Origin of the sequence: Sphaerisporangium sp. NPDC051017, from assembly GCF_040683095.1 — a bacterium.
GTDB lineage: Bacteria > Actinomycetota > Actinomycetes > Streptosporangiales > Streptosporangiaceae > Sphaerisporangium.
Genome location: NZ_JBFBCI010000056.1, coordinates 1 through 11,343 on the forward strand (window position 1 = coordinate 1; position 11,343 = coordinate 11,343).

The 11,343-nt window shown below is 74.0% G+C and carries 12 protein-coding genes; 6 read left to right on the top strand and 6 right to left on the bottom strand.

Going from position 1 to position 11,343, the window contains the following annotated elements; genetic code table 11:
• Positions 1-304: 304 nt before the first annotated feature.
• The 4 genes from AB0M95_RS32100 to purB form a co-directional block, all read right to left on the bottom strand.
• Entirely contained in the window at positions 305-577 is a 273-nt protein-coding gene (locus tag AB0M95_RS32100) for a helix-turn-helix transcriptional regulator (RefSeq protein WP_358521441.1), read from the bottom strand.
• Between the two features lie 336 nt (positions 578-913).
• On the bottom strand, positions 914-1,957 hold the full coding sequence (locus AB0M95_RS32105; RefSeq protein WP_363772835.1) for a DUF4037 domain-containing protein: 1,044 nt from the start codon (positions 1,955-1,957) through the stop codon (positions 914-916).
• Between the two features lie 107 nt (positions 1,958-2,064).
• Positions 2,065-2,301 (bottom strand): GNAT family N-acetyltransferase, encoded by a 237-nt coding sequence (locus AB0M95_RS32110; RefSeq protein ID WP_363772707.1) that lies wholly within the window; start codon positions 2,299-2,301, stop codon positions 2,065-2,067.
• A 61-nt stretch (positions 2,302-2,362) separates the two neighbouring features.
• On the bottom strand, positions 2,363-3,793 hold the full coding sequence (purB, locus tag AB0M95_RS32115; RefSeq protein WP_363772710.1) for an adenylosuccinate lyase: 1,431 nt from the start codon (positions 3,791-3,793) through the stop codon (positions 2,363-2,365).
• A gap of 228 nt (positions 3,794-4,021) precedes the next feature.
• Here purB and AB0M95_RS32120 point away from each other — a divergent pair, with 228 nt between their 5' ends.
• From AB0M95_RS32120 to AB0M95_RS32135, 4 genes are all read left to right on the top strand, one after another.
• Positions 4,022-4,471 (top strand): MarR family transcriptional regulator, encoded by a 450-nt coding sequence (locus AB0M95_RS32120; RefSeq protein ID WP_363772713.1) that lies wholly within the window; start codon positions 4,022-4,024, stop codon positions 4,469-4,471.
• Between the two features lie 13 nt (positions 4,472-4,484).
• A complete protein-coding gene (locus AB0M95_RS32125; protein ID WP_363772716.1) occupies positions 4,485-5,288 on the top strand; it encodes an SDR family oxidoreductase in 804 nt (267 codons plus the stop codon).
• Between the two features lie 159 nt (positions 5,289-5,447).
• Positions 5,448-6,431, top strand: a complete 984-nt coding sequence (locus tag AB0M95_RS32130) for an aldo/keto reductase (RefSeq protein ID WP_363772719.1) — start codon at positions 5,448-5,450, stop codon at positions 6,429-6,431.
• A 300-nt stretch (positions 6,432-6,731) separates the two neighbouring features.
• Entirely contained in the window at positions 6,732-7,226 is a 495-nt protein-coding gene (locus tag AB0M95_RS32135; protein WP_363772722.1) for a universal stress protein, read from the top strand.
• Positions 7,227-7,384: 158 nt separating this feature from the next.
• On the opposite strand, the gene AB0M95_RS32140 is transcribed toward AB0M95_RS32135, so the two are convergent.
• On the bottom strand, positions 7,385-8,398 hold the full coding sequence (locus tag AB0M95_RS32140) for a transcriptional regulator (protein WP_363772725.1): 1,014 nt from the start codon (positions 8,396-8,398) through the stop codon (positions 7,385-7,387).
• A gap of 55 nt (positions 8,399-8,453) precedes the next feature.
• On the opposite strand from AB0M95_RS32140, the gene AB0M95_RS32145 reads away from it, so the two are divergent.
• Positions 8,454-9,206 (top strand): DeoR/GlpR family DNA-binding transcription regulator, encoded by a 753-nt coding sequence (locus AB0M95_RS32145; RefSeq protein WP_363772728.1) that lies wholly within the window; start codon positions 8,454-8,456, stop codon positions 9,204-9,206.
• 5 nt (positions 9,207-9,211) lie between these two features.
• The gene (locus tag AB0M95_RS32150) at positions 9,212-10,528 is read left to right on the top strand and encodes an MFS transporter (protein WP_363772731.1); all 1,317 of its coding nucleotides are present in this window, start codon (positions 9,212-9,214) and stop codon (positions 10,526-10,528) included.
• 13 nt (positions 10,529-10,541) lie between these two features.
• Here AB0M95_RS32150 and AB0M95_RS32155 read toward each other — a convergent pair whose 3' ends face one another.
• The gene (locus AB0M95_RS32155; protein WP_363772734.1) at positions 10,542-11,285 is read right to left on the bottom strand and encodes a hypothetical protein; all 744 of its coding nucleotides are present in this window, start codon (positions 11,283-11,285) and stop codon (positions 10,542-10,544) included.
• Positions 11,286-11,343 lie beyond the last annotated feature (58 nt).

The following is an 11,343-nucleotide window of genomic DNA, read 5'->3' on the forward strand; positions in this document are numbered from 1 at the left end:
GTGTTCGAGAACTCGCGACCACCTGGGGCGCCTACTTCTTCACCGGTGAGCCGGCCACCGCCGAACGCCACCGCGAACCCCGCACCGTCCTCGTCTGCCATGCCCGGCGGATCGAACAGCACGATCATCTCGACTCCGCCGGGTAACGCCGATCCGCCTTGGCGGTGGATCGGCTTTCCTGCCCCGCTGCGCGGGACAGTCCGCTTCACCCCCGGCCTGAAGCCCGGAGCACTATGGACTAACCCGGTAGCGGCCCGGCCGCCACGCCGTTGTCTCCAGGCGCCGCGCGAGGCCCGCGGCCCGCTCAGCCGGCCAGGCGGCCGTGACGGGCGGAGTGGTCGGCGCAGACGGCGGCGAGCGCGTCCAGGGAGATGCCGAGGGCCTCGGCCAGGGCCGAGACGGTGAAGAAGGCGGGCGTGGGGATGCGCCCGGTCTCGATCTTACGTAGGGTCTCGGCGGAGATTCCGGCGGCGGTCGCCACCTCGGCCATGCTGCGGTCGCCGCGCGCCTGCCGCAGCAGGGAGCCGAGCAGTTCGCCGCGCTCGCGTTCGGGGCCGGTCAGCGGGATTCGCACCATGCCCCTCATAGTACCGCGATAACAATACCGGTATTCCTATTGGGCCCGACGGGTGGGCGCTGCGCACCATCGACCGCAGCCGCGCGGCGCACGTGGAGCACACCGTGGCGATCACCGACGACGGCCCCCGCGTCCTCACGACCGCCAGGCCGAGGGCAACGCCGCGTCCGCGTCCTTCCCCCCGCTGAGCGATGACGTCCACGCCGGAGTCGCCGGCGTGTACGACGAGCTGATCCGCCCGCTCGTCCACGATCGCTGGTAGTCCGTCCGTCCACGTTCTCCGGCCGCCCGCACGCGTGCGCGGCGGGCCGGCCCTCGTCGCCCCCCGGCGGCGGGTCACTCCGGGGCGTGGACGGCGCGGGCGAGCCTCAGCGAGCCGGTGGAGTCGGACAGGACGTCGGTGCTGTCGCAGAACTGGTCGACCGTCCCCACCGGGGCCAGCGAGCCGACCTCCGGGCCGGCGCCGGCCAGCAGCGCGTCGGCGAACCGCTCGGCGCCGATCACGCGGAACGGCCGGTCGAAGTAGGGGCGCACAGACGGGTCGAGCGGCTCGGTGAGCGCCAGCCGGTTGTGCAGGCCGGCCACCCGCTCGTACGCGCGGCACAGGTGCTCCTCGCGGGCGCGCCAGCCGCGCGCGGACAGCGCCACCGCGAACGTCTCCCCGAGCTCCGCCGAGCCGGGCAGCCGGGCGAACGCGCTGCCCAGCCACTTGGCGTACGGCGGGTAGCGGCGGCGCATCAGCAGGCACAGCCGCATCAGGTCCTCGACCAGGCGGGCCGTGACGATCACCGAGCCGAGGTCGTCGCCCACCTCGCCGCAGCGGCCGGGGAAGCTCTCGATCCTGGCGACGCGCCGCCACTGGCACGCCAGCACGTACCGCCACAGTTCCGGCGGGTACCAGCGCAGGTTGGCGCGGGCGCGGCCGAGTTCGCCCAGGCCGTCGTGGAACACCTCGCCGCTGGTCGTCTCGGCCAGGCGCTGCCACGAGACGCCCAGCCAGTCGGCGGTGGTGATCTCGCCGCGCGGGTCGAAGCCGAGCCGGGACCGCGCCCAGGATCCGAAGCCGGTGACGACGACCCCGTGCCGCGCCGGGTTGCGGTCGGATCCGAACATGGTGGGATATCCGCGGAACCGCTCGGGCAGCGCCTCCGGCAGCCGCGCGGCGATGCCATCGGCGAGGGAGGGTTCCACGAAGACCAGGACCCGTGGCCCCCAGTCGTGGTCGGCGGAACGTTCGGTGTCGAAGGCGAGCACCTCCGAGCCGGGGCCGATGAGGGCGGCGCCGTGGGGCACCTCGCCGAGGAGCGGCCTGACCACCTCCGTGTAATAGGCACGCGACAACTCGCGGCCGGGCACGAAACCAGAAGCGAAATCGGACATCACTGAATAACTGTGCATCGCGGATCTGCGGCGTTCACCTGGTTTTCCGGGCGACGGCGACCGGCGCGTATCCGACGCCCGCGCGCGACGTGAGCGCGATCGCCGGATCAGGCGACGTGGGCGGCGGCCATCGGCCGGTGGCGCAGGCCGAGGCGTTCGTACAGGCGGATCGCCGCGTGATTCCACGAGTGGACCATCAGGGCCACCCGCCCCTGCTCGGCCGGCAGGACGCCGACGAGGAACCGGCACACCGCCGCCGCGTGCCCCTTGCCCTGCTCGGCCGGGGCCGTCGCAACGCCGGACACGAAGATCGCACCCCGGCGGCCATGCCCTGCGCCGCCCACACCATGGGGAGGTCGTCCCCGGACGCCGAGACGACGTCGCCCGCCCGGTACAGCTCGCGGATCACAGAATGGCGCCCGGACGGTAGGCCGCCGCCTCCGGGTGCCGCGCCACGACCGCGCCCACCCGGGACACGACCTCGGCGACCTGCGCGGCCGCCGCGCCGGTGAACGGCGCCGGGTCGGCCAGCAGCGCCCGCAGCGCGGGGAGGTCCAGCGGGAACCGCTCGTCGGCGGCCAGCCGGTCCAGCAGCGTGTTGTCCGCGCCGGTCTCGCGCATCGCCAGCGCCGCCGCCACCGCGTGCTCCTTGATCAGCTCGTGCGCGGTCTCCCGCCCGACCCCGGCGCGCACGGCCGCCATCAGCATCTTCGTCGTCGCCAGGAACGGCAGGTAGCGCTCCAGCTCGGCCTCGATCACGGCGGGGAACGCGCCGAACTCGGAGAGGACCGTCAGCATCGTCTCGACCAGCCCGTCGAAGGCGAAGAACGCGTCGGGCAGCGCCACCCGGCGCACCACCGAGCAGGAGACGTCCCCTTCGTTCCACTGGTCCCCGGCGAGCTCGCCCGCCATCGAGGCGTACCCGCGCAGGATCACCGTCAGGCCGTTCACGCGCTCGCAGGAGCGGGTGTTCATCTTGTGCGGCATCGCGCTGGAGCCGACCTGGCCCGCGCGGAACCCCTCGGTGACCAGCTCGTGCCCCGCCATCAGCCGGATGGTCTTGGCCAGGCTCGACGGCGCCGCCGCGAGCTGGACCAGCGTCGTCAGCACCTCGTAGTCGAGCGAGCGCGGGTACACCTGCCCCACGCTGGTCGGCCCGGCGGAGAAGCCCAGGTGGCGGGCGACGCGGCCCTCGAGCTCCGCCAACTTGCCCGCGTCGCCGCCGAGCAGGTCCAGCATGTCCTGCGCGGTGCCGACGGGGCCCTTGACGCCGCGCAGCGGGTAGCGGGCGATCAGCTCCTCCAGCCGCGCGAACGCCACCAGCAGCTCGTCGGCGGCGGTGGCGAACCGCTTGCCCAGCGTCGTCGCCTGCGCCGCCACGTTGTGCGAGCGCCCGGCCATGACCGTGCCGGAATGGGCGGCGGCCAGGTCCGCGAGCCCGGCGAGCAGCGCCACGCACCGGTCGCGCACGAGGAGCAGGCTGTCGCGGATCTGCAGCTGCTCGACGTTCTCGGTCAGGTCGCGGGAGGTCATGCCCTTGTGCACGTGCTCGTGCCCGGCCAGGTCGTTGAACTCCTCGATGCGGGCCTTCACGTCGTGACGGGTCACCCGCTCGCGCTCGGCGATCGAGGCCAGGTCGACCTTCCCGAGCACGGCCTCGTAGTCGTCCGCCACGCCGGGCGGCACGGGCACGCCCAGGTCGGCCTGCGCGCGCAGGACGGCCAGCCACAGCCGCCGCTCGGCCACCACCTTGTGCTCGGGAGACCACACCTGGGCCAGCTCGGGCGAGGCGTAGCGGGCGGCCAGGACGTTCGGGATGCGCGGCTTGACGGTCACGTTGCCTCAGTCTATGGGGACCGGCGGCCCCGGCCGCGCACAGGGCCGCCGCGTGGCGGCCGGGCCCATGACGTGGACCCTCGTATCGGTCGAGGCGTGGGTGAACGCAGGTCAAAGGCGTCACCATGGCACGGCAAGTTTGGACAACCCTAACACTTCGCGATATACGAATATTTAGCAGGACTGTGAACACCTGATAACCTGCGCTCGCGACGCCGGAGGGTGAACGTGGACGAGAGAGAAGAGCTCATCGCTCGCATCGAAGAGGACCAGCACGCCCTCAGGCGCGTCTTCACCCACGACAGGTCCATGCCGCTGCTCACACTGAACCTCACGATGCAGCAGCTCAAGGTCGTCCTCATCCTCGCCGGCCGCGGCTCGGCCTCCGGCCAGGAGCTCGCCCACGCCCTCGGCACCGGCCTCGGCACCGTCACCGGCATCGTGGACCGCCTCGTCGCCCAGGGCCTGGTCTCCCGCCACGAGGACCCCAACGACCGCCGCGTCCGGCGGATCCGCCTCACCGACGCGGGCGTCCGCATGACCGAGGAACTCGCCGACGCCGGGCCCGCCGGCTACCGCCGCCTGCTCGACGCCCTCGACCTCGACACCCTGCGCCAGCTCGAGCACGTCATGGGAAAGCTCCGGGAGGCCGCCACCGGTCTGATCGACACCGGGTGATACCTTCCGCTCCATGAGCGCGCCCGACGACCCGGCGACCCCGGCCGGCTCCTACCTCGACCGGCTCTTCTCCCTCTCCGGGCGCACCGCCCTGATCACCGGCGGCAGCTCGGGCATCGGCCTCGCCATGGCAGAGGCGATCGGGCGCGCCGGAGCCGCCGTGGTCATCGTCGCGCGCAGGCACACCGAGCTCGCCCAAGCCGTCGCCACCCTGCGCGGTCACGGCGTGCGCGCCGACTCCATCTCCGCCGACCTCGCCGACGCCGGCGCCGTCCAGGACGTCTGCGCGCGGGCCGCCTCCTTCTTCGGCGAGATCGACATCCTCGCCAACGTCGCCGCCAACAACATCCGCCGCCCCATGGCCGAGCTCACCCCCGCCGACCACGACCTCACCATGCGGGTCAACGTCACCGCCCCCTACGTGCTCGGCCAGCACTTCGGGCCGCGCATGGCGGCGCGCGGGTGGGGCCGCATCATCAACGTCGGCTCCCAGCAGTCGATCAGCGCGTTCGGCGACAGCGGCGTGTACGGGGTGAGCAAGGCCGCCGTCGCCGGGCTGACCCGCTCGCAGGCCGAGGCCTGGTCGCGGCACGGCGTGTCGGTGAACACCGTCGTCCCCGGGTTCGTCCTCACCCCGCTCACCGCGCCCGCCCAGGCCGTCCCCGGCCGCGTGGAGGCGCTGGCCGCCCGCTCGATGACCGGCCGCAACGGCCTTCCGTCCGACTTCGCGGGCGCCGCGGTGCTGCTCGCCGGGGACGGGGCCGCCTACATCACCGGCCAGATCCTGTACGTCGACGGCGGCTTCTCGGTGTACTGACGCCCCGGCCACCGCCGCCTGTCGTGCGCTTCTGTGGGGTAGAGAAGGGGCTGACCTCCCCCGGGCCCTTTACAACGTAGATCATTGACGAATTTGACCTGGAGCGCACTCCAGCACGAAGACTTCGGTCACAAGCGAGAGCATCAAGGAGAACCACGTATGAAGCAGAGAACCCTCGGCCAGGGCCTCACCGTCTCCCCTCTCGGCCTCGGCTGCATGGGCATGAGCGAGTTCTACGGGGCCGGCGACGAGGCGGAATCCCTCGCGACCCTGCACCGCGCCCTCGACCTCGGCGTCACCTTCCTGGACACCGCCGACATGTACGGCCCCTTCACCAACGAGCGGCTCGTCGGGAAGGCGATCGCCGGGCGCAGGGACGAGGTCGTGCTGGCCACGAAGTTCGGCGTCGAGCGCGGCCCGGACGGCTCCATGCGCGGGATCAACGGCCGGCCCGACTACGTGCGGCGGGCCTGCGACGCCTCCCTCCAGCGGCTCGGCGTCGACCACATCGACCTGTACTACCAGCACCGCGTCGACCCGGCCGTCCCGGTCGAGGAGACCTGGGGCGCCCTCGCCGAGCTGGTCGCCCAGGGCAAGGTGCGCCACCTCGGCATCTCCGAGGCCGCGCCCGCCGTGGTGCGCCGCGCGCACGCCGTCCACCCGATCACCGCGGGGCAGTACGAGTACTCGCTGTTCACCCGCGACCCCGAGGACGAGATCATCGCCACCTTCCGGGAGCTCGGCATCGGGCTGGTCGCCTACAGCCCGCTCGGCCGCGGGTTCCTCACCGGCGCGATCACCAGCGCCGACCAGTTCCAGGCCGGGGACTTCCGCGCGGCCAATCCCCGCTTCCAGGGCGAGAACTTCGCCGCCAACCGGGAGCTGGTCGTCCGGATCGAGCGGATCGCCGAGGCCAAGGGCGTCACGCCCGCGCAGCTCGCGCTCGCGTGGGTACTGGCGCAAGGCGAGGACGTCGTGCCGATCCCGGGCACCAAGCGGCGTGCCTACCTGGAGCAGAACGTCGCCGCCCTGGACATCGCCCTCACCGCCCAGGAGCTGGCCGGCCTGGAGGAGGCCGCCCCGCGCGGCGCGGTCGCCGGCGAGCGCTACCCCGCCGCCGCCCTCCCCCGGATCACCTCCTGACCTGTTCGGGGCCTGTTCGAGGGCGCGGCGGTGTTCTGGAGGAGGAGGGAGGAAGGGGTGAGGGACGAGCCCCTTCCGCGTGACGACGGAAGAACGCCGCCTCCGGGGCGCCTTGAACCGCCGTGCCGGAGGCGCGGCCATAGGCACAGCTCCCCGCGCGCCGGACGGGCGCGCGGGGGCGTGTCGCGGGGGATAGAGTCGTACCGTGTGTCCGGTGATGTCGGATTTAATGCTGTTTTTCCCGGGCCTTTGGCGGGACGTCACTTCGCGGGGGCGATGCTCGGTGGGGAGGAGGTTCCCGTGAGCCAGAAGACGACCCCGCCACGCATCGTCGTGGGCGTGAACCACTCCCCCGCCGCGACCGCCGCGCTGCGCTGGGCCCTCGGCGAGGCCAGGCTGCGGGGCGCGGTGATCGAGGCCGTCCACGCCTGGCAGTGGTCGGGCCAGCACCGGGCGTCGTACGCGCCGATGGGAACCTGGCGTTCCCACGACGAGGAGTACCAGGCGGCGCGCGAGCGGACGCGGCGCATCGTCGCGGAGGTGCTGCCGTCCACCGAGCCCGTCGTGGCGCACGGCCCGCCCGCCCAGGTGCTGCTCGCCCACGCCGAGGACGCCGACCTGCTCGTCCTCGGGATCCGCAGCCCGTCGCCGGGCGCGCCCGCCTCGGCGACGCCCGTGCTGGCCGCCTGCGTCATGGGCGCGCGCTGCCCGGTGGTCGTGGTGTCCACCGAGATGACCCCCGCGCCGGAGTTCGACCCCCGCCGCGTGACGCTGAGCGGCGCCCCCACCCGCTGAGGCGACGACTGCGCCCCTCCTGTCATGGCTTGTGGGTGAACGACCACTTCTGGACACCGCCGGGCACTCCTCAGCCGCACGGTTCGCGCCTACCGTGGGTCTCACCTCGGACACGCTCGGGCCCCGGCGCGACGGCGGCGCGCCGGGGCCGGGCGGCCTCAGCGGCCGTGGTCCAGCGGCTCGGGCTCGCGCGGTGAGCCCGCCGCGTACAGGGCGGCCATCTCCCGGATCGCCGAGACCATGAGCTCGCGCAGCTCGGGCGGGCCGAGCACCTCCAGGCTCGCGCCCATGCGCAGCAGCAGCCAGCAGGCGTGCCGGACCGACTCGATCGGCAGCCGCAGCACCCTCCAGCCGTCCTCTCCCGGCGGCCCGGCCGTCGCCAGGGCCGCCTCGACGGGACGCGTGCCCGCCGTGAGGCGCAGCATCTCCTCGGCGCCGGGGGCGAGGCGCACGGTGGCCTCGTACGGGTACATGCGCTCACGGAAGTCCTCGGAGTAGTCCTGCCAGAACTCCGCCAGGTCGAAGCCCTCGGGGCGGGTGAAACGGGCGGACAGGGCCTCGGCGGAGATGATGCGCGAGACCCGGTAGGTGCGCGGCCCGGCGTCTTGCGGGGCGGCGATCATGTACCAGGACCCGCCCTTCAGCACCAGCCCGTACGGCCGGACCTGCCGGGTGACCTCGGCGGGACCCCAGCGGCGGTACAGCATGCGGATCTCGCGACCCTCCCAGACGGCGTCGGCGACCAGGCCCAGCAGCGGGACGTCGTCGGCGTCGCGGTACCACCCGGGGACGTCGAGCAGGAACCGCTCGCGCATGCGGGAGGCGTGCGAGCGCGGCTCGGGCGGCAGCGCGGCCAGCAGCTTGAGCTCGGCGGCGGCCGCCACGTCCGCCAGGCCCAGCTCGGCGGCGGGCCCGGGCAGCCCCGCCAGGAAGAGCGAGGACGCCTCCTCGGCGCTGAGCCCGTTGAGCCGGGTGCGGTACCCGTCCAGCAACCGGTAGCCGCCGGCGGGCCCACGGTCGGCGTAGACGGGGACGCCGGCCGACGACAGCGCCTCCACGTCCCGGTAGACCGTGCGGATCGACACCTCCAGCTCCTGGGAGATCTCGGCGGCGGTCATCCGGCCGCGCGTCTGGAGAAGCAGCAGCAGGGACAGCAGCCGGCTCGCGCGCATAGGCCACAGTCTCCACGATTTGCCAACCTCACATGACGGATGTTCATATGAACGCATGGATCGTTTGCGTGCCATCATGGAAACCCTCATGACCTCGGACAGCGTGTCCGTCGCCGAGCTCGCCGCCGAGCACGGCGTGTCGGAGATGACCATCCGGCGGGACCTCGACGAACTGGCCCAGCAGGGGGTCGCCCGGCGGGTTCGCGGCGGGGCGCAGAGCCTGCTGCTGCGCGGCGAGGAGCCCCCCTTCGGCGTGCGCGAGCGCGAGTCGATCGACGCCAAGCGCCGCATCGCCGCCGAGGTGGCCGCGCTGATCGCCGACGGCGAGGCGGTCGTGCTGGACGGGGGCAGCACGGCCCTGGAGGTCGCCCGCGCCCTCCACGACCGCAGGGTCACCGTGCTCCCGCTGTCGCTGCAGTCGATCCAGGCCCTCGCGGACGCCCCCCGCGTGCGGCTGGTGCTGCCCGGCGGCGAGGTCCGCCGCGGCGAGCTGAACGTCACCGGGCCGCTCACGGTCGGCACCATCGGCGGGCTGCGCTTCGACACCGCGGTCATCGGCTGCTGCGGCCTGTCCGCCGAGCACGGGATGACCGCCCACGACCTCGCCGAGGTCGCGGTCAAGCAGGCCGCGATCGGCTCCGCGCGGCGCGTCATCGCCGTCGCCGACTCCACCAAGTTCCGCCAGACCGCGTTCGCCGCCGTCTGCCCCGCCTCCCGCCTCGACGTGCTCGTCACCGACTCCGGGATCCCCCGCGACCAGCACGACGCCCTCACCGCCGCCGGCGTGACCGTCCGCGTCGCCGCGTGAACGCCGTGACACGAACCCTCACCGGCGCCCGGTCCGACGCCGACGCCGCGCTGCGCCGCGCCCGCCTGGCCGTGTACGTCACATTCGCGATCCCAGGCGTCGCCCTCGGCGTGTGGACCGCGCGCATCCCCGCCATCAAGGAACGGCTCGCGCTCGGGGACGGGCAGCTCAGCCTGGCCCTGCTGGCCGTCGCCGCCGGCGCGCTCGCCGGCATGCAGGTCATCGGACGGCTCGTCGACCGCCACGGCGGCGCGAACGTGATGGTGCCGCTCGCCTTCGCCCAGGCGGCCGTGCTGCTGCCGCCGGCCCTCATGCCGAATCTGATCGGCCTGGCGGCCTCGCTCGCCTTGTTCGGCGTCGTGCACGGCATGGTCGACATCGCGATGAACGCGGTCGCCGTCGAGGTCGAGCGGGCCTGGAGACGGCCGCTGATGTCCTCCTTCCACGCCGTCTTCAGCGTCGGCGGGTTCACGGGCGCGGCGATCGGCGGCCTGTTCGCCCACGCGGGCGTGGGACCGTGGCCGACGTTCGCCGCCACCGCCGCCCTGCTCGCGGTCCTGGCCGCCATCTGGTCCCGCCCGATCCTGCGCGCCATGCCCGCCGTGCGCGCCGCCGAGGCCGATCAGGACGCGCCGCCTGGCCCCGTCGCGCCACCCGGACCCGCGGAATCGCCGGAGACCGCCACGGCCGCCGAGACCCCGCCCGCCGCCGCGCCCGGCCCGTCCGGAACGCCGGGGACGGCCGGGAAGGCACGGGCCGGCAGCGGAGCGCTGAGCGTGCTGTTCCTCGGCCTGCTCGCGTTCTGCTGCATGGTCGGCGAGGGCGCCTCCGCCGACTGGGGCTCGGTCTACCTGCGCGAGGACCTCGGCAGCTCCGCGGGCCTCGCCGCCGCGGCCTACGCGACCTTCTCGATCATGATGACCGCCGGGCGGCTGGCCGGGGACCGGCTCGCGGCGCGGTTCGGCCCGGTCGCGCTGGTGCGCTCCTGCGGGCTGCTCGCCGGCACCGGCTTCGCGGCGGCGCTGCTCGTGGGCCATCCCGTGGCCGGGATCATCGGGTTCGGCTGCTTCGGCGCCGGTCTCTCCTGCATCGTGCCCCAGGTGTTCTCGGCCGCGGGCAACCGCGACCCCGCGCGGGCGGGACGTGCGCTCGCCCGGGTGGCCGGCCTCGGGTACGCGGGCCTGCTCACCGGGCCCGTGCTGATCGGCGGCGCCTCCGAGGCGATCGGGCTGCCGCGCGCCCTGGCGATCCCGGCGGTCCTCGCCGTGTTCGTGGCCCTGGCAGCCCCGGCCGTGCGCGACGCCCGCGCGGCCCGCCGGTAGGGGCGGGGTGCGGTCAGATGTCCTGCTGTGGCTCGCCGGGCTCCGGGGGCGTCGTGCCGGAATCGCCCGGGGACGGGGAGGGCCACGGCTTGAGGGTGTCGTTCGGCGAGGGCACCGGCGGCGGCGTGGGCTGGAAGTAGGTGTTCGGCAACGGCCGGGAGGGCGGCATGGTCTCGTCCTGGCGGCCGAGCATCAGCCAGACGATGGCCCCGCTCAGCGTCAGCAGCGCGACCAGCGCCGACAGCGCGACCACCACCGCCCGCCGGGTCTCGGTCGGCGGCGGCGCGGGCGGCGGCGGCACCGGCAGCGCCGGCGCGCGATCGCCCAGCCAGTACGGCACGAAGTCGGGCCCGTGCGTCTCGCCGATCAGCGTGCCGGTGACCAGCACCGACTCCAGGAACCACGCCGCGCCCGGGCCGCCGGGGACGTAAGGCACGGCCACCCACGGCGCGGCGCCGCCGTCCATCGCGATCACCCGGGGCGCGCCCGCGGACCCCCGGCCGCGGGCACGGCCCAGCCAGCCGCGCACGCCGCCCCGCGCGGGCGAGGCCTGGCGTACCGCCATGAGGAACCGCTCGCGCGCCGCGGCGTCCAGCGCGGCGCCGCGGGTCAGCAGCGCGATCGACGCCACGCGGCCGTCGGAGTCCTGCCCGAGGTAGACGAACCCGGTGGGCAGGGCCTGCAGCCGCGCCTGCACGACGTACGCCCCCAGCCGGGGCGGGTCACCGTACTGCAGCGGAGTGGCCACGGTTGACATGAAAGCACACCAAGACACCCGGCTCACCGTGACGGTGCCGTGCACCTTTGGGCCGTGT